Consider the following 19,090-nt stretch of genomic DNA (forward strand, 5'->3'; position numbering starts at 1 on the left):
TAAAACTCGCTGATAAACGTACATTTGAAAAGAAATAACTTTTTTTATTCGATAATAGCTCGGAAAGATAAGGTTTTGCCGTTGAAAAGAAATAGTTAGTGTGTTATGATGATAGATGGAAGTTTATTAGGTTTATATTTAGCCTAGTGATTAATGAGGGCTTTTTTATTTGATGCGTTAGAACTGCTATAATGGCAGAGAAATTTTCTGATGCCGTGAATCATTTTGCTTGGTGCGCCCAGGCTTTTCTATTGCAGAAAAATGAAAATGAAAGATAGCAGTTTTCATAAAAACAACTGCAAATGAACAGACAAACAATCGTAATAAGCGTATTGTGATGAATTATAAAAGTAGCTCTCCTACCAAACTTTAAACAGGTAAAGGAGAAATGACATTGACAAAATTTTCGGAGTTCGGACTGGACGAAAAAATTGTAAAATCAGTAAATCGGATGGGGTTTGAAGAAGCAACACCAATCCAAGAAAAGACAATTCCACTAGGACTAGCAGGTAAAGACTTAATCGGGCAAGCACAAACAGGTACTGGTAAAACAGCCGCTTTTGGTCTTCCAATGATCCACAAAATTGACCAAAAGAGTAACAACGTACAAGCTTTAATTATTGCTCCAACACGTGAACTTGCAATCCAAGTTTCTGAAGAGCTTTATAAACTTAGCTATGACAAACATGTACGCGTGCTAGCGGTTTACGGTGGTAGTGATATCAGTCGTCAAATCCGTTCACTTAAGAAAAACCCACAAATCGTAGTTGGTACGCCAGGACGTATTTTGGATCATATCAACCGTCGCACACTTAAACTAGACAACGTGGAAACACTTGTACTAGATGAAGCAGACGAAATGCTAAACATGGGCTTCATTGATGATATCGAAACTATTCTAAAAGAAGTACCAGCAGAACGTCAAACATTACTATTTTCTGCAACGATGCCTGATCCAATTCGCCGTATTGGTGAACGTTTCATGCACAGCCCAGAACTTATTCGCATTAAAGCGAAAGAAATGACTGCACTATTAATCGAACAATTCTTCGTAAAAGTGCACGAAAAAGAAAAATTTGACGTATTATCTCGTTTATTAGACGTTCAATCACCAGAACTAGCAATTGTTTTCGGTCGTACAAAACGTCGTGTAGACGAATTATCTCGCGCGCTTGACATGCGTGGTTACGTGGCTGAAGGTATCCACGGTGACTTAACGCAAGCAAAACGTATGAGCGTACTACGCAAATTTAAAGAAGGAAAAATTGATGTTCTTGTTGCAACAGACGTAGCAGCACGTGGACTTGATATTTCTGGAGTTACACACGTATATAACTATGACATTCCACAAGATCCAGAAAGCTATGTTCACCGTATCGGTCGTACTGGTCGTGCTGGTAAAGAAGGTATGGCGATTACTTTCGTACAACCTCGTGAAATGGGTTATCTACGTATCGTTGAAGAAACTACGAAAAAACGTATGCAACCACTTCAAGCTCCTACATGGGACGAAGCATTTGCAGGCCAATTACGCGTAGCAACTGAAAAAATTCAAGCAGCAATCACAGAAGAAAACTTAGCTGACTACAAAACGTTTGCTAACGAACTTCTTGAAAAATACGATGCAACTGACATCGCAGCAGCAATGCTTAAAATGTTAGCAAAAGAACCAGACAAAACACCTGTCCATATTACTGAAGAGCGTCCATTACCATCCCGTGGTGGCGGTGGCTACAAAGGTAAAAATGGTAAAGGCGGCAAAGGTGGCAGCTATCGCGGCGGAAGCGGCAAAGGCGGAAGCTACCGTGATCGCAACAACAGCGGCAAAGGTCGTCGTAGTGGCGGTGGAAGCGGCTCTGGCGGTTCTGGCAATCGTGATCGTCGTGGTGGCGGAGAACAACGCAGCGGCGGCAACAAAGGCAACTACTCACAAAAATCTAAATAAGATTATTAGACAAATAGTTACCATATAGATAGACTGTAGATAAAGAAGTTTTTAACTTTATCTACAGTCTGTTTTTTTATAAATACTAATGTTAGGGATACGGGAGTGTGGCGCTCGTCATGAAGATAAACAAAATTATCGAATATATTGTAGTAGCAGTCATCGTTTTAGGGTGGACTTACTTCATTGTCATTAAAGAAATTCTCCCTAAAAATATAGGTTTTATTTCATTAGTAATTCTATCATTAGTTCTTTATTTTGTAGGCAAAAGGTTGAATGGGAAACATAGCAGATAAAAAAACGGCTATACTCTAAGTAGCCGTTTTTTATGTGCAATAATTCATTTACATTAACTTCCAAATATGAGAAAATAGCATGTTGGCAAAATTGCCACACGTGGTTCATTCATACCATCCCACGTAAAAAAACTAGGAGGAAAAATAATGAAAATGAAAATTTTGACGGTGAATGCAATTATTGCCGCACTGTATGTAGTGCTCGGAATGATTGTGGCGCCAATTGGGTTTATGGCATTACAATTTAGAATACCAGAAATTTTTAATCACCTAATCGTCTTTAATAAAAAGTACTTTTGGGGCATTATCGTAGGTGTTTTTATTACGAATTTGTTCTTTTCCGGATTAGGTTGGATTGATTTAGTTTTTGGCGTAGCGCAGTCGGCTATTTCCCTTTTACTAATGATTGGAATTTCTAAATACGTTAAAGGAATTATTCCGCGGATGATTATTAATACGATTCTATTCTCCGTAACGATGGCGATTATCGCTTGGGAGCTAGTAATCGTTTTTGACTTACCGTTCCTAATTACTTGGGCAACAACAGCCGCAAGTGAGTTCATTGTGATGGGTGTCGGGATTCCGTTGATGTATTTATTGAATAAACGGTTGAATTTCCGTAAAATGATTGATTAAGCGAGAAAGTCTAAGGAAACTTAGGCTCTTTTTTTATGAATTTTTGAGAAAGATAACATAATAAAAAGGGAGGTTAAAAGCTATCTCCAAAAAATTTAGTAATATTTTTCGGAAAGTAATTGGTGAATGTTTAAATTTAACAAATAAATAGTATATATATGATATTTATAAAATTATTAACAATGTTTATGTGAAATCTTTCACGTTGTAGCTTGGTGATTTCTTAGATATACTTAAATAGTAAACACTTTTAATATAATACTAACTTGAGAGGAATGAGCAGATGAAAGTAAAGAAAGAGAGTGTTCAGGATTATTTGTATCAGAACCTGCGGGAACAATGGAAAATATTGTTCGGGGTAGAAACCGAGATACACTTACACAAATGGCTTATTAATTATAAGAATGATTGTTTGTTTTTGTATAACGTCCATGGCTTATTGATTGGTGAATCTTCCAACGACTTAAAAGACGAACAAAGAAAATTAGTATACAAGAAAACAGCAAGTACATTGGAAATTATTGATAGTTTATCTACATTACAGATACCTTTATCAGCTGCTAAACTAGCCATACAAATGGTTTGTGACTATCTTTATGATTATTTACCACTAGGTAGTGTAGTTATACTAAATAAGAAATATCTAGGGAGAGCTTTCGAAGTGGATGAGATTCAACAAGTTCGATTTGTTATTACGCAACGGTTTGCCTGCATTCCTGATACGGAAACTTTTTATCCTTATGGAGGTATTATTTACCCTATTGGACAAATTGAAGGTGAAAGAGTGATATATTTCACTCCCCCACTAATTGAAGAAGTCCAGCATTTTGGTTTTCAGGATGATACAGACCGTGCATTTGTGCTAGAAATGAAAGAAGAGCTTATCAAGAGAAAAAAATTCCAATCAATTGCTTTTATTGATTCTAAAAAAAGAGAACAGGCACAACAGGTTATTGAACGGAGAGGACGCTAACTATGAGCGAAATTAAAATAGATTATAAAACATTCGCTTCTGAGTCAGCTAAATTAGAGCAAGCAATTGCACAATTTGAACCCTTTACAGCACGATTTACTGCCGAAACAGTTCCTCGCCTAGATGGATTCAATTCCGACTTTATTGACTCATTGCGTGGAACCTTAACGAATATGGCTGATGATACAGGTCCTGAGTTACTCGCAACTATCAAAACTTTTAGTCAGAAAGTACAAGTACTCACAAATGAGTTTGAAACACTAGATGAAGAACTTGCGAATCAGGGGGAATAAATGATGTATTATACGTTATATCAAAGAGAAGTATTAATGGCATTAGAGAAAATGATTTATATGATGAATAAGAATTTTAGTCAAATGGATCTAGAAAATGCAAACATTCAATATGACATGGAAGAAATACAACTTAACATACTACGATACATTAATGCTGCAATTGATCAAATTGGTGATTATCGTTTTACTGAGGAGTAGCAACTATGAAAAGAGACTTGAAAATTAACTTCGGAATACTTGAGCAAATACGCGACGAACTTTATCAGTTTATGCGAGCATTAGAGAATATGAAGGCATCGGTTAATAATATTGATAATCTACTGGCAAACGCAAGTGGGAAAAGCATTGAAGCTATCTCAGAAGATAAGCAAGGCGTTATCACAGCAATTGATACATATAAAGAACAAGTGAATGATGTATATGTTTTAATCAGTGATTACATTGGGGATATGACGGCTTATATACGCCCTATTAATCAGTATGGATTAATGCGAGTTGATCGTGATGATATTTGGTGGAATATTAGTCAGATTGAAGGTGCAAATGCAGTAAATGTAACTAAACCATCGCGATATGGTTATACAGCTATCGCAGGATATGAAACTGATGCGAATAATGACCTCGTTGCTGAACAAATTGAAGCGGATATAGCTTATCTTAAAACAAGAATTAGTGGTGAGATTAGTGCTTTATGGCAAATTCATGACCAGCAAATCGCTCCCTTCGAGGATACGGATGATCATTTTAAAAGTCGCTCAGAAACACTTTATGATAGATACACAAGTTGGGAAGAGCGAAACAAAGATATTATGCTAGGGATAGAATCAGGCATATATAATTTTTTTGCTGGAGCGATAACAGGACTAATAGGAATCGTAGAGGGAATCATTACACTTGGCGGAGGTTTCATAAACTATATAAGATGTGGTATTATTTATTTGGCAACTGCTCCATTTGGAACGACACCAGAAGATGTACTGACATCGCTTGATGAAACGCACTCCTTATTTGCGAGTGTTTTGAAAGATCCTGCCCTAATTATTGAAGGAATGGCGCAAAATATTAGTGATACATATGAAGAAAAAGGTATAATGTATAGTGTAGGTGCGATTGTTCCTGAAATAGTAATGGAGATATTAGTAACAAAAGGTTTAGGAAAAATAGCGAAACTCGCTAATTTTGGCGATAACTTAGCCGATATGAGTAAGTATGCGGATGAAATTGTGGATGCTGCTGATATTACTAAAAAAACTAAGTTATTAGAATCATTAATTCGTATTGGGAAAAGATTTGTTAAGGAACCCCTTGATGCAGATGGAAACTTGTTATCTAATGTATTTTATTATACCGGAGAATTTGGAGACCATATGGGAGTTACGGATGATTTAGGTCGATTAGTTGAAATGCATGTTGATGATTTAAAATTATCAAATAGCCCTCGTCCGCGTCATAATCCAGACACACCAGGAAAACTACCAGGTGACCAAGCGGGGCATATTATTGCAGATCAATTTGGTGGATCAGCAGAATTAGATAACTTAGTATCTCAGCTAACTAATGTTAATAAGAGCCAGTATCGAAAGTTAGAAATTGAATGGGCAAATGCATTAAAAGATGGGAAATCTGTTACAGTGAATGTTAAAATAAATTATGCAGCAGATGGAGTGCGGCCTACTAGTTTTAAAATAGACTATAAAATTGACGGACACGAATATTTGGAAACTTTAAGTAATATTTAGGAGGAAAGATTATGTTTGATTTGAAAGAATTTCATGAAAAACAAAATAATATCATTAGGGAACTTATTCAACTAGCCATTGACATGTTTCCAGAAAAAAATATGGCTGATAAAATATATGTATATGGAAATATGGAAGAATCATATTTTTATAATGTATTATTTGAGTATCAGGGAAGAGTTTTCCAAAAAGAAGACTTATTCAATCAACTAGGAATTAGCAAAGATATTGTTAGTGAACGAGTTACAAATAGTTTGAGTGAAGGCAATGATAACTTAATCGCATTAAAACAAGAATATCTCATTACTAATCAACAACCTCCTGAAAGTATTAAATTAGTATACAACTCTCAAACAGGACAAATGAGTATGTACATCAATTATGATAAAGTCACTACAATGGAATATAGTAAACGAGCTGATTTTCTAAAATGGAAACAAGAGCTTAATGAAGAAATAAGCAAAAGCTAAAAGAAGGATTATGACGAAGGTATTTACCGTCATAATCCTTTTTTCAATATCAAATTGAATGTTGCATATTAATCTCCTAAAACTTATTATTTTGACAGTATCAATACAATCTTTACTAATAGGAACATTCTATGAAAAACTAATCTCGCTTCAACAAAACAATATCCTCATTCTTCGTCAGCAATAAATCCACATGATTCTCGCCCCATAAGCAAAGTTTGTTCAAAATCTCCGACAACGATTCGCCGTATTCACTCAAAGAATACTCGACTTTCGGTGGGATTTGCTCATATACTTTGCGGACAATAACTCCAGATTTTTCCAGCTCGCGCAATTGTTGTGTGAGCATTTTTTGTGTGATGTTGGGGATGAGTCGTTTTAATTCGCCAGTTCGTTTTTTGCCTTCGCGTAAATGGCAAAGGATGACTGGTTTCCATTTTCCGCCTATAACTTCTAGTGTAGCTTCGACGCCGATATTATATACTTTAGTCATCGTAATCCTCCTATAGGCACTTTTTAGTATCTATATGACTTTTAAGTACCTTCTTGTTATTCTGTACAGTATATAAGATACTGTATAACAGAACGAAACAATTTGCAATTTTTTAGGGGGGAAATAAAGTGGATATGAAAAAAGTAAATCCTAATTTGACGCTTTTAGCGCTAGCAATTAGTGCGTTTGGGATTGGTTCAACGGAATTTATTAGTGTGGGGCTACTTCCGCTGATTTCTTCTAGTATGGGAGTGTCGATTAGTACGGCTGGTTTGACTGTATCGATTTATGCGCTTGGTGTGATGGTTGGGGCGCCGGTTTTAACAACGATGACGGCGAAGATGAACCGTAAAAATTTGTTATTATTAGTAATGCTTGTGTTTCTGATTGGGAATCTTGTCTCGGCATTTGCTGTGAGTTTTGGAATGCTTCTTAGCGGGCGTGTAGTTGCGGCTTTTGCGCACGGCGTATTTATGTCGATTGCTTCTGTTATCGCGGCAGATGTGGTTCATCCGAGCAAACGAGCTAGTGCGATTGCGGTGATGTTTACGGGACTTACGGTGGCGACTGTAACAGGGGTGCCACTTGGGACGTTTATTGGTCAACTTTTTGGCTGGCGGATGTCGTTTCTGTTTATTGTTGCGATTGGTGTGATTGCGATTATTGCTAACTTTTTCCTTGTGCCGAAAAATTTATCGAATGGTAAGAGCATTTCGTTTAAATCGATTGGGCAATTGTTAGTTAATAAAAAAATCGTGATGGTGTTACTCATGACGGCGTTTGGTTATGGTGGTACTTTTGTGGTTTATACGTATTTATCGCCGCTGTTTAGCGAAATGGGTTATTCGACGAGTATGATTGTTATTTTGCTGATTGTTTATGGCGTGATGGTTGCGATTGGGAATACGATTGGTGGGCATTTTGCGAATGAGCGTCCGGCTAAGGCACTTTTTGTGATGTTTAGTTTGCAAGGAATTACGTTATTATTACTTCAATTTACTTCAGGAAATGCGATTTTGGGATTAATTACTATTATGTTGATGGGCTTTTTTGCGTTTATGAATGTGTCTGGTTTGCAGCTTTATGTTGTGCAATTGGCGGAGCGATATTTGCCGGAAACGGTGAGCATGGCTTCGGCGCTTAATATTTCGGCTTTCAATGTTGGGATTGCACTAGGCGCATTTATTGGTGGTTTAGTGACAGAGTATATTGGTTTGAGTTATACGCCGATTGTCGGATTTTTAATGGTTTTCATCGCAATTATTTTAACTTTCTATATGAAAAAAGATAAATAGTTCAAATAATAGGCCTTTTACAGTGAATGTAGAAGGCTTTTTTTGTGCTTTCAGTAGCTCCGACCTATTCCGGCAAGGTTTTTTTCCAGTTATAGTAAAATGGGTAGTTTTTTTGTCCCTACGTGTCTGACAAAAATAGCTATATAGCTTATTGTAAGCCCTATCATGAAAATGATAAATTGAATTTAGAAAGAGGAGTGATACCTGATGAAACTAAATCAGCAGTGTATTCAAATTTTAGATTTTCTTATGGAGCAGGAAGATTTTAAAAATATTGGTTATATTTCTAGCTCGCTTGGTTGTTCTGAGCGCAGTGTTCGTTATAGTTTGGAAAAAATCGATATTTTTCTCCATGAGCAAACGTTACCAGCTCTTATCAGACATACGAGGAAAGGGGTGCTACTTCCGGAAAAGAATGTCGTAAACCCGGTCGTGAGTAAATTCAAACAACAAATCACGCCGAAAAAATATCGTTACAGCCAAGAAGAAGTGCAACAATTTTTACTTCTAAAACTGCTTCTGAGTGAAGAAGTGCTCCCGGTTACTTATTTTGAAGAAGTTCTTTTTATTTCAAGATCCTCTGTGTTAAATCATTTACGTGCGATTGAAGGAGAACTTTTTTTAAATAATTTAGATTTATCGCATCAGCCGAGGCATGGTTTTCTAGTGACTGGTAATTTAATTACGAAAACATCGCTTTTTGCTAGGAGTTTCTTACGTTTTATTAATATCCGCGAATTTTATCAGTTTTTAGATTCGGAAAACAGCTTATCTAAAAAAGGCGAGTTATTTTTTTATAATCTTTTTGAAATGGAAGTTTTGCAGGAAGTGAATCGTGAGGCGCATTCAGTTGAGGAGAATATGACGCGCGCGATGGATGAGCAGCTTTATTTAACGTTAATTGCGATTTTATTGAAACAGCATGAGGCAAAAGTGGATTTTCAGTTTACAGCAGATTTTGTGGCAGTTGATGAGCTCGATAAGGCGCTAGAAACGATTATTGGATCGCTGAAACAATACCAATATGGGCGCGAGGATGAAGCGGTTATTGAAGCGTTTGTGACTGGTATTTGCGAAAAAATGGGCGAAATTTATCAAGTGGATTTTGTGCACGGGGATACGGATTTTTATACGCAAATCAAGGCGCATATTAAGTTGATGATTCGGCGTGTTCGGGCAGGGGTTATTATTGAAAATCCGATTTTTAATGAATTTATGCGTGATAATCGCGAAATTTTTATGCGCGTGAAGGAAAGCCTGGAAGCTTTAAAACCGCTACTCCCAATTTCAGTCAGCTCGCAGGAAATTTCATTTTTAGCGATATACTTTGCGTCGGAGGTTCAGCGCAATAAGCAAACGGTCGAAATGAAACCGAACTTGTTGATTATTTGTCCAGAAGGTGTGGCGGTTTCAAAAATGATTGCCATTCAGTTGAAGCGAATGTTTGAGTTTGAGTCGATTCAGACGATTGGCCTCCGGAAGTTCAAGCGCGCCATGATGAACGATTTTGATTTTGTCATTAGTACCGTGGATTTGCCGGATATGCAAGATTCTAAGGTACTCCGAATTCACAGTTATTTGCAAAAAGAAGATATGGAATTACTGCAAAAGCATTTACGGATGAAACTTGTCAAAAGTGATAAGCAGATTATTAATAAGTTTAGTAAGATTTTAGCGATTATTGGTGAAAATACGCAAATCAATAATTTAAGCAAGTTAGAATTCGATTTATTGGAAGCGCTTATATCGGATGAAGGAGAAACACCAAAGCGGCTTATTCCGCCGTTTCAATTTACAGAAGAAGCTATTGTTATGGAAGAAACGTGCTCGACGTGGCGGAAAGCGATAAAACTTGGAACGAAACGCATGGAGCAATTAGATGTGATTGAGCCAAGTTATCATGAAAAAATCATTCACAATTTAAAAGTGTATGGGCCGTATATGGTCGTTGCGCCGGGCGTAGTAATTGCGCATGCGGGTGCAAGTGATGGTGTTTTGATGGATGGCATTGGAGTGACGATCATTGAGGACGGTATCATGTTTTTTGATAGGTACGAGGAGCCGGTTCATGTCATTTTCACCCTGGCTTTAAAAACGAAAGAAGCGCATTTAATCGTGGAACAATTAATGAAATTAGCGCTGGACGAAGAAAAAATGCAAAAAATTAAAATGGCTAGCTCAAAACGTGATATTTATCATTACGTTAAGTCAGCTATCTTTGAATGAGAGAGGGATTCATAATGGACATAGAAAAAATATCGTTTTCATTAATTTCACTAGCGGGGGATTCATTTTCAAAATTAATAGAAGCATTACAAGCCGCAAAAGAATCAGATTCAGAATTAGTAGCACAACTTTTGAAAGAAGCAGACGATCTTATGATTGAAGCGCACAAAGTACAGACGGAAATGCTGATTCAAGAAACAAGAGGGGAACAAGCCAATTTTTCCGTTTTACTTGTACACGCGCAAGATACATTAATGAACACGATTTTAGCATCGACTTTAATTCGTGAAATGATCGAAATGCATCAAGAGATGAAAACATTAAGAAAAGAGGAGGAAAAGTAAATGGAAATCAATCAATTACATGTACTTTTAGTATGTAACTTAGGCGCATCTACAGGGGTAATGGTCACAAAAATGAAAGAAATTGCCCAAAATAGTGAAAAATTGACGAATACGGATGTGAAAATTGAAGCGCATCCAGCAGGAGAATTACGCGAGCATATTGAAGATTTCGACGTTATTTTAGTCGGACCTCAAATTAAACACCAATTAAAACATTTAAGCGAAATCGCGGCGGAATATAATAAGCCAATTCAAGTCATCGATACGAAAGATTACGGCACAGTCAATGGCGCAAACATTTTAAAAGACGCGATTATCCTTAAAATGAACAAATAAAAAAGTGGAGGGAAACAACATGTCGAGTAAAAACAAACAATCTTTTATGAACCGTTTTATCGCTTTTATGGAGAAGTATTTTGAGCCTGTCGCAGCTAGAATTGAAAAGCAACGCCATATTTCCTCAATAAAAAATGGGATGATTGCTTTGATCTCGGTACTAATTATTGGGTCATTCTCGCTGATTATTTCCGCAATTGGGAATATGTTTCCGGCGGGTTCTGTTGTCAAAGAATTCTTTGTTCAAAATGCAGCAGCACTCAATTTACCATTTCAATTTACGTTTGGACTACTATCGATTTATGCAGCAATAACGATTTCTTACAGCCATGCGAAACAAATGAAAGTCCCTGTGTTACATAGTGTCATGGCTGCTGTCATGGTAACGCTAATCCTTAATACGAAAATGGTTGACGGCGTTCTTAATACGGAATTCCTAGATTCTAGGGGACTATTTATCGCTATTTTCGCAGCACTTATTTCTGTAGAACTTATCGGTTTATTTATTAGAAAAAATATTACTATTCGTATTAAAGGTTTACCGGCCGGGATTGCGACGACGTTTGAAGCTATTATTCCGCTTGTGGTATTACTGTTCAGTGCGGTTGGTTTAAGTATTTTAATGCAAAGTGTCACAAGTGGGCAAATTATTCCGGAAGCCTTTACGACAATGCTAGCTCCAGCGATTAATAGTATTGATACGCCTTATGCAGTTTTCCTCATTTGTTTCTTGGAAATGCTATTCTGGTTTATCGGTCTAAATGGTTATGCGATTTTGATTGGCTTTGTACTTCCATTTATGACACAATATTTAGGAGCAAACGCAGCGGCTTATGCGGCGGGAGAACCAATTCCTCACGTATTTGCACCAAACTTCTGGGATTACTTCATGGGCTTCTCTGGGTCTGGTATTACAGGTGCGCTAGTTATCCTCGCGCTATTCAGTAAATCAAGAGAACTAAAAGCGGTCGGAAAAGTATCCGTCGTTCCAGCAATTTTCACGATTTCCGAACCAGTTGTATTCGGTTTACCAATCTGTTTTAACCCATATTTATTTATTCCGTTCGTACTTGGAACGCCAATTTTAGCAGTAGGGCAATGGTTTGTGTTCCACTTTGGTTGGGTTCGTCCACCGATTGCGAATGTTGGCGGCACACCGATTCCGCTTGCACAGTATTTGGCGACAATGGACTGGCGCGCAATTATTTTAATTATCGTCGTTCTTGCGGCAGCTGTTTGTATGTACTACCCATTCTTTAAAATGTATGAAAAGAGCTTAATCAAAGAGGAAACAGTTGTATCAGAACGCCAAGCAGCACATGATGCACTGGACTTGGATTTCTAATAGAGAAAGGTTGATTTAAAAATGAAACTAGTTATTAATGAAAATGAGCAAGTCGTGGCGGAAACGGTTAGCCAAAGAATTATTGAATTAGTAAAGGAAAAACCGGCGAGCTTAATTTGTATTGCTGGTGGGGATACGCCTTTACTGACGATAGAAGCGCTCATTAAAGCCAATCAAGCTGGTGAAGTAGATTTCAGTCAAACACAATTTGTTGGCTTGGACGAGTGGATTGGCTTAGGACGCGAAACAAAAGGTAGCTGTATCCAAACGTTGTATGATGCGTTTTTCGACCGATTAAAAAATGTCTCTAGTGAACAAATTTGCTTTTTTGATGGCAAGGCAACGAGTTTGACGGATGAATGTGCTCGTGTGGATGCATTTATCGACGAACGTGGTGGAATGGACTTTATCTTGCTTGGGATTGGGCTTAATGGTCATATTGGCTTTAATGAGCCATTTGTGCCCGTGGATGTGAACTGCCATGTTGTGGAACTGGATGATGTAACGAAACGCGTTATGAGTAAATATTTCGATACTGATTTGCCTTTAACACACGGAATTTCACTCGGAATGCAACAAATTTTAGCAGCAAAAGAGATTTATTTAGTTGCAACAGGCGAGAAAAAAATCGATATCGTGAAACAAGTGGTGGAAAAAGAACCAACTGTAGCGATTCCGGCAACACTTGTAAAAGAAGCAAATACGACGCTTGTAGTTGATAAAATAGCAGCGAGTGGGGTGGAAGTGTAATGGAAAAGATTATTGTTCAAGGTCGGAAAAATGGTCAAAAAATCGAGATAGCTTGCTCTAATTTAGTGATGGGAGCTGGAGATTTTTTACGGGCAGATAACATGGATTTTGCTGGTCCGGTGTTGGATCAATATTTCGAAATGGGTGGAAATATTTTTGATACGGCGCGTCATTATCGTCATAGCGAAAAAGCGATTGGTACATGGATGGAAGCGCGAGGCAACCGTGATAGCGTGATTATCCAAACGAAAGGTGGACATCCGGTACGGGAAGCGAGCGACGTGCCGCGTGTCACTCCAGAAGCTATCCATGAAGATATTTCTGTTAGTTTAGATACATTAAAAACCGATCATGTGGAGCTTTTTGCCTTGCATCGTGATAATCCAGAAGTGGAAGTGGGAGCTATCATGGAAGCGATGCATAAAGAAGTCGAGGATGGCCGTGTTTATGCGATTGGACTTTCAAACTGGGAGCTACCGCGGATTATCGAAGCGAATGAATATGCGGTTAGCCACGGTTTGACGTCATTAAGTTTCAACAGCCCTAATTTTAGTTTGGCAAAAGTGAATCGACCACGCTGGGAAAATTGTGTTTCGGCAAATGAAGAGATGATTCGCTGGCACGAGGCGACTGGGTTGCCGCTGTTTTCTTGGTCATCACAAGCAGGTGGATTTTTCTCAGGTAGATTTTCCGAGGAAGATACGAGCGATACGGAAATGGTGGAAGTGTATTATAGTGAGGCGAACTGGGAACGTTACAGCCGCGCGAAGCAACTTGCTAAGAAAAAAGGCTGTTCGCCGATTCAAATTTCGCTTGCTTATGTTTTAACGCAATCTTTCCCAACAGCCGCAGTCATCGGACCAGAAAATGCTACAGAACTTCAATCTTCTGTTTCAGCAGCCGGAATTAAGTTAACAGAGTCTGAGGTTGATTGGCTGGATTTAAAGGCATAAGGAAAGGCGGAGAAAAAATGGATATTAGAGAAAAAATAGCAGTCCAACTTTATTCTGTTCGAAAAGAAATGGAGCGCGACTTAGAAGGCACGCTCCGGAAAATTCATGAAATCGGCTTTCGTTATGTACAACTCGATGGTATGCGCGGCAATGACCCTGCAGAGGTGCGCCGTTTACTGCAAAAATATGAGTTAAAAGTGATTGGCATGCACATTAAGCATGATCGTTTTATGAATGATTTGGACGGAATTATTGAAGAAGCCTATTACTTCGATTGTAAAACTGTTTTTGATAAATATATCGAAGAAGAGGACCAAACAACAGCGGGCTACACGGCAACAAAAGCTGCGTTAATTACTGCGGCAGAAAAGCTCCATGCACTTGGTTTTCGCATCGGCTTACACAATCCGGAATATGATTTCAATGAATGTATTAATGGGCGCAGAGTGATGGATTTTATTACGGATCCAGTTAATGGTATTTGTATTTATGCCGAACCGGACACTTACTGGATAAGAGCGGCTGGGCATGATGAGGCCGAATTTATCAAGCGTTATAGTGGTCGCGCACCGATTGTTCATATGAAAGACTTTGTAAGCGGATTTGAACTAGAAGATATGGATAATAATTTGGTCGAAATGGGTGAAGGCGAAGTGGATTTCCGCGCTATTATTGAATGGGGCGAAACAAACGGCGTCGAATACTACTGCATCGAGCAAGATAGATCCAAACGCGATATGTTTGAGACGTTAGAAGCTAGTTATCACTACTTATTACATCTATAAAAAAAGAAACGTCAGAATTATTCTGGCGTTTTTTTGTGCGCAAAAATCTTTGTACCGTTTTTAACAAGCATGTTGTGGGAACTATAAAGGTAGATGTTTTAAGGGGGAATGAAACAAATGAAAAAAAGATGGCTGATTTTTGCAATTCTACTTTTAATTGCAAGTGGATTTTTAAGTCCAAAAGCAGAAGCTGCAACAGATTATGGGAGCAGTTTCTTTACAAATGTATCTTTACAAAATCAAAACGGGGTACCAGCAACCAATTTTAAAGAAAATAGTAGGGTGCGAGTGGCATATGATTTTGTGATTACACAGCCAGTTACAAGCGGAGAAACCATGACATTAACCATTCCCAACCAGCTGAAATTGATTAATTTTGGCGGATTTCCTGTAGATGATGCTGCGGGAAACACTATCGCCAATGCAACAATTGACCCAACAACGGGAACTATCACCTTGACATTTACCGATTACGTTAATACACATACAGATTTAAGTGGTAGCCTTTATTACAACGCAACGTTTAACAGCAAAAATATTCAAACAGATCAAGTGAATCCGATTCTTTTTCCTGTGAACAATACGACCGAAACGATAAATGCCTTTATTGGCAAAGTGAATACTGGTGGCGGAACAGGTTCCCCAACAATTGTTTTTAAACAAGGGCGAATGGATGATAAGGACAACAGCATTTTACATTGGACTGTTACTCTGAATAATGCATTGACACCAATTGATAATGCGATTTATACCGATACACTCGGTTCAGGTCAAAATCTGATTGGCAGTGCAACAATCAAATACCGCGATGCCAATAAAAAAGTTATCAAGACAAATATCCAACCGATTGCGCTGGATCCCGACCGTAATTTTGAACTATCTATCGGAACATTAAACAATCAATCTGTCGTCATTACTTATGATACGAAAATTACGACAAAACAAAAAAGCTATACGAATAAAGCAACTCTTTCTGGTGACAATTTAGATCCAGTTTCGAGAAACGCGACGGTTAATGATTACAGCAGTGGCGGGCAAGGGTCAGGAACTGCACCACCAGTCAAAGAAGAACCACCATTCATCCCAGCCGAAAAGCAACCGATTGAAAAAACAGTGGAAACAGACTTTGGCCCACTGGAAGTTGTCAAAGATTCCGAACAAAACGGCAAAATCAAAGTTATTTATAAAGTGAAAAGTGGCGATACATTACCAGGTGTAGCGAAAAAATTCGATGTCACCGTTTCAGAAATAAAAGACTGGAATAATCTTACATCTGACACATTACAAACAGGGCAAAAACTGCAATTAACGATTGAAAAAACATTGTTATCAAAAATCACTGTCCCACCAGTGCAAAAAGTGACAAGCACAACGAGAGTAGATGGTTTAGTGAGCGGGGGTGCGACAGGTACATTGCCACATACGGGGGACACTAGTCCGGTTATTCCATTTGTGACAGGGTTAAGCTTGATTGCACTTGGTTTTACATTTGGACGTAGGAATTAAAAAACAGGAAGCGCTAGAGTAAAACTCGCGCTTCCTGTTTTTTTATAAAAGATGACCTTTTTTTCGCTGCGTCATCATTTGATTTTTAGAAGAGTCATGAAATGTTTTCGAGCCTTTCTTTGGCTTTTCCGGAAGGTTAATCGTGATAGTTTTGCTTTCAGCCTTTCCGTCGGCCGTTGTCGCGGTAATCGTAACTAAATTATTGCCAGGTTGCAAATTATCTAAAGTAAATTGGTGGTTTTCAGTGCTACCAGCAATTGTTTGCGTTTGATTATTGATTTTGGCGGTAATCGTTGCTGCGGTTTCGGTTACAAACATTAATTCCGCGCTATTTTTCGTCGTTTCGATATAAGGATCTTGAATAGAATAAGGGAGAAACATTTCCATTAATTCGCTCGTCGTTGCTGTTGTATAAGTGGTTCCAGTAGCTTCTTTTTGTGCGTGGGCTATTTCTGGAAGCCAGTTTAATGTAAGCGACAAAAGCGCAATTATTACTAGAATATAACCTTTTTTCTTCATTATTCTCACCCCTTCTTGTTACATTATAAAAAACAAATATGAACAAACTATGAATAAAACATGATACTTTTAAAAAAGATCGCTTCCATTTTAGTAATTATTAACGTAAGATAAAAAGAAAAAAGGAGTAGAGCAATGGAACTTGAAAATTTAGAAAAGAAATTACCGGAGAAAATTAAAACAGTTTGGCGGCAAACAGAGGGAATTGCGGTCTTAGTGTTTCTGCTTTGTTCGGTTGCAGCAGCGATTATTTTGTATTATGCAGAAGTTTCGGTTTGGTGGAGCGCGATTGGCTTTGGTTTGACCGCTATCTATGCTGTATTTATCTACTTATTCATTATTCCGTTTCGTTTTGCACGTTGGAGCTATCAGATTAAACCAGACGAAATGGAAATTCAGCACGGTATTATTTTTAGAAGTCGTGTCTTAATTCCGATGATTCGCATTCAACACGTGGAAACAGAGCAAGGCCCACTACTTAGAAGACAAAAATTAGTTTCTTTATCGATTACAACAGCAGCAAGAACACATAAAATTGAAGCGGTAAACGAGTCAGAGTCGGATGAACTTAGACATCATATTCTTGAACTTGTGAAGGTGGCGAAAGAAGATGTTTGAAGAAAGACGCCTCCATCCAATCGCCCTCATTAAAGAAATAATTACGAACGTAAGACGCAATATCGTCCCAATCGTTGTCGGCTTATTTTCGGTTTTTCGAGCAATTAATAGCAACGGTTACTTGCCAAACTGGGCGGTATATTTGATTATTGCTGTCGTTATTTTGCTCATTTTAACCCCAGCCATTTTAAAATACATTACATATAAATACACACTAGAAGACCAAGGGATTCGTATTAAATACGGTTTGATTTTCCGGAAAAACACATACATACCTTACGAACGCATTCAAACCGTCCAAAAAAAGCAGTGGTTTTTCTTCATCCCATTTAATGTCTGCCAAGTTTTAATTGAAACAGCAGGCGGAAAAGGGAAAGCAGAAGCCGACCTAGTTGCTGTGCCTGTTGGTGTGGTTGATGAATTAAAAGACTTACGCGACGGCAAAAAAGCAGCCATTCAGGAAGTCACACCAGAAACTGAGGAACCAGCAGTTGAAGTAGTCGAAGCACCAGAAAAAACTGTCATGCTCCAAACAAAACAACTGATTTTAATGGCCGTCACATCCGGCGGCGTTTTCGGTACACTTATAATCGTCCTTGCGTTCATGCAACAATTCCGTGAAGTTATCCCGACCGACTGGATGGAAGCGCAAGCCGAACAACTTTGGAAAATGGGCATCATCGTGCTCATCGTTTTAATTGTCCTCATTCTTTTAGTATTATGGGGCATTTCGATTGTGACGACTTTGTTCAAATATTTCCAGTTCAAATTGATGAAATATCCCAATTCACTTGTAGTGGAAAAAGGGCTGTTAGAACGTAATCACACAACAATTTCATTAGCTCGTATTCAAGGGATTACGATTATCGAATCTCCTTTACGTCAAATGCTCGGTTTAGTTGCGGTCAAAGTGATAACTGCTGGAAACTCAGGCGATGAAAAACAGTCCGGCGACATTTTACTTTTACCAATTATGAAAAAAGAATTAGCCCTACAAACCTTAAAAGAAATGCTACCAGATTATTTATTCGAAATGGAAACAATGGAACGTGCACCAAAAATCAGTTTGCGCAGATTTTTACGAATTTACTTAATCTGGACAATTATCCCGGCCGTTATAGCTAGTATATTATTTTTCCCATTCGGCTTAATTAGCATCATTTTGCCAGTTTTAGCGGGAATAAAAGCAATAGCCAGCTACCGCGCGACAGGTGTTTTCACAGACAACCACACACTTCTCGTCCAGTCGCGGCCGATTTTTTCCAAATTAACGCACATCATCCGCAAAGAACGAATCCAGGGCTTGCGGTTAAGACAGAGCATTTGGATGGAAAAGGGCAAATCCAGCCACTTAAATGTTTGGCTTAAATCCGGAAGTACGAGCGCCGAGGCCTACGTTCGCTACATACACCAAGACCAAGCTATCGCCATCTACAACTGGTACAGCCCGTCCGAAACAAGCAATTAAAAAAGAGAGCATACCACTCGCGAAAAATCTGCTGAATTAAGCGCACGATTTTTCGCGGATGGATGTTCTTTTATTTTTTGTTCAATTACGTGGAAAT

21 protein-coding genes are annotated in these 19,090 nt (G+C 38.2%); 19 read left to right on the plus strand and 2 right to left on the minus strand.

Annotation, left to right across the window (positions count from 1 at the left end; all coding sequences use genetic code 11):
* The first annotated feature begins 394 nt into the window (after positions 1-394).
* The 8 genes from cshA (at position 395) to HCB49_RS02925 (ending at position 6,355) form a co-directional block, all read left to right on the plus strand.
* On the plus strand, positions 395-1,945 hold the full coding sequence (gene cshA, locus HCB49_RS02890) for a degradosome RNA helicase CshA (protein ID WP_185604060.1): 1,551 nt from the start codon (positions 395-397) through the stop codon (positions 1,943-1,945).
* 119 nt (positions 1,946-2,064) lie between these two features.
* Positions 2,065-2,241: a hypothetical protein gene (locus HCB49_RS02895; protein WP_185480256.1), complete on the plus strand. Its 177-nt coding sequence runs from the start codon at positions 2,065-2,067 to the stop codon at positions 2,239-2,241.
* Between the two features lie 147 nt (positions 2,242-2,388).
* Positions 2,389-2,877: a QueT transporter family protein gene (locus tag HCB49_RS02900; protein ID WP_003721433.1), complete on the plus strand. Its 489-nt coding sequence runs from the start codon at positions 2,389-2,391 to the stop codon at positions 2,875-2,877.
* 283 nt (positions 2,878-3,160) lie between these two features.
* Positions 3,161-3,850, plus strand: coding sequence for a DUF4176 domain-containing protein (locus HCB49_RS02905; protein ID WP_185604061.1), 690 nt, complete (start codon positions 3,161-3,163; stop codon positions 3,848-3,850).
* Positions 3,851-3,852: 2 nt separating this feature from the next.
* A complete protein-coding gene (locus HCB49_RS02910; RefSeq protein WP_185604062.1) occupies positions 3,853-4,143 on the plus strand; it encodes a hypothetical protein in 291 nt (96 codons plus the stop codon).
* Positions 4,144-4,344 (plus strand): hypothetical protein, encoded by a 201-nt coding sequence (locus HCB49_RS02915; protein ID WP_233449029.1) that lies wholly within the window; start codon positions 4,144-4,146, stop codon positions 4,342-4,344.
* Positions 4,345-4,349: 5 nt separating this feature from the next.
* Positions 4,350-5,885, plus strand: a complete 1,536-nt coding sequence (locus tag HCB49_RS02920; RefSeq protein WP_185604063.1) for a DNA/RNA non-specific endonuclease — start codon at positions 4,350-4,352, stop codon at positions 5,883-5,885.
* 11 nt (positions 5,886-5,896) lie between these two features.
* Positions 5,897-6,355 (plus strand): hypothetical protein, encoded by a 459-nt coding sequence (locus HCB49_RS02925; RefSeq protein ID WP_185604064.1) that lies wholly within the window; start codon positions 5,897-5,899, stop codon positions 6,353-6,355.
* A gap of 139 nt (positions 6,356-6,494) precedes the next feature.
* Here HCB49_RS02925 and HCB49_RS02930 read toward each other — a convergent pair whose 3' ends face one another.
* Positions 6,495-6,848 carry a winged helix-turn-helix transcriptional regulator gene (locus HCB49_RS02930; protein ID WP_003727117.1) on the minus strand — a complete coding sequence of 118 codons (354 nt, stop codon included), beginning with the start codon at positions 6,846-6,848 and terminating at the stop codon, positions 6,495-6,497.
* A 128-nt stretch (positions 6,849-6,976) separates the two neighbouring features.
* Here HCB49_RS02930 and HCB49_RS02935 point away from each other — a divergent pair, with 128 nt between their 5' ends.
* The 9 genes from HCB49_RS02935 (at position 6,977) to HCB49_RS02975 (ending at position 16,388) form a co-directional block, all read left to right on the plus strand.
* Positions 6,977-8,143, plus strand: a complete 1,167-nt coding sequence (locus HCB49_RS02935; protein WP_185604065.1) for an MFS transporter — start codon at positions 6,977-6,979, stop codon at positions 8,141-8,143.
* Positions 8,144-8,350: 207 nt separating this feature from the next.
* The gene (locus HCB49_RS02940) at positions 8,351-10,369 is read left to right on the plus strand and encodes a BglG family transcription antiterminator (RefSeq protein WP_185604066.1); all 2,019 of its coding nucleotides are present in this window, start codon (positions 8,351-8,353) and stop codon (positions 10,367-10,369) included.
* 14 nt (positions 10,370-10,383) lie between these two features.
* A complete protein-coding gene (locus HCB49_RS02945; protein ID WP_185604067.1) occupies positions 10,384-10,713 on the plus strand; it encodes a PTS lactose/cellobiose transporter subunit IIA in 330 nt (109 codons plus the stop codon).
* Positions 10,714-11,049, plus strand: coding sequence for a PTS sugar transporter subunit IIB (locus tag HCB49_RS02950; protein WP_008947265.1), 336 nt, complete (start codon positions 10,714-10,716; stop codon positions 11,047-11,049).
* A 19-nt stretch (positions 11,050-11,068) separates the two neighbouring features.
* Positions 11,069-12,394 carry a PTS sugar transporter subunit IIC gene (locus tag HCB49_RS02955; protein WP_008947266.1) on the plus strand — a complete coding sequence of 442 codons (1,326 nt, stop codon included), beginning with the start codon at positions 11,069-11,071 and terminating at the stop codon, positions 12,392-12,394.
* Positions 12,395-12,415: 21 nt separating this feature from the next.
* Complete coding sequence (locus HCB49_RS02960; RefSeq protein WP_185556808.1) at positions 12,416-13,144, plus strand: glucosamine-6-phosphate deaminase; 729 nt, start codon at positions 12,416-12,418, stop codon at positions 13,142-13,144.
* Positions 13,144-14,097, plus strand: a complete 954-nt coding sequence (locus HCB49_RS02965; RefSeq protein WP_185604068.1) for an aldo/keto reductase — start codon at positions 13,144-13,146, stop codon at positions 14,095-14,097. Before HCB49_RS02960 ends, HCB49_RS02965 begins: the two co-directional genes overlap by 1 nt.
* Before the next feature lie 17 nt (positions 14,098-14,114).
* Entirely contained in the window at positions 14,115-14,882 is a 768-nt protein-coding gene (locus tag HCB49_RS02970) for a sugar phosphate isomerase/epimerase family protein (RefSeq protein ID WP_185604069.1), read from the plus strand.
* A 117-nt stretch (positions 14,883-14,999) separates the two neighbouring features.
* The gene (locus HCB49_RS02975) at positions 15,000-16,388 is read left to right on the plus strand and encodes a collagen binding domain-containing protein (RefSeq protein ID WP_185604070.1); all 1,389 of its coding nucleotides are present in this window, start codon (positions 15,000-15,002) and stop codon (positions 16,386-16,388) included.
* Between the two features lie 42 nt (positions 16,389-16,430).
* On the opposite strand, the gene HCB49_RS02980 is transcribed toward HCB49_RS02975, so the two are convergent.
* On the minus strand, positions 16,431-16,907 hold the full coding sequence (locus tag HCB49_RS02980; protein WP_185604071.1) for a hypothetical protein: 477 nt from the start codon (positions 16,905-16,907) through the stop codon (positions 16,431-16,433).
* 135 nt (positions 16,908-17,042) lie between these two features.
* Here HCB49_RS02980 and HCB49_RS02985 point away from each other — a divergent pair, with 135 nt between their 5' ends.
* Both HCB49_RS02985 and HCB49_RS02990 read left to right on the plus strand, forming a co-directional pair.
* A complete protein-coding gene (locus HCB49_RS02985) occupies positions 17,043-17,525 on the plus strand; it encodes a PH domain-containing protein (protein ID WP_008947272.1) in 483 nt (160 codons plus the stop codon).
* Positions 17,518-18,993: a PH domain-containing protein gene (locus HCB49_RS02990; protein WP_185604072.1), complete on the plus strand. Its 1,476-nt coding sequence runs from the start codon at positions 17,518-17,520 to the stop codon at positions 18,991-18,993. Before HCB49_RS02985 ends, HCB49_RS02990 begins: the two co-directional genes overlap by 8 nt.
* Positions 18,994-19,090 lie beyond the last annotated feature (97 nt).

Source organism: Listeria cossartiae subsp. cayugensis (assembly GCF_014229095.1).
GTDB classification, from domain to species: domain Bacteria; phylum Bacillota; class Bacilli; order Lactobacillales; family Listeriaceae; genus Listeria; species Listeria cayugensis.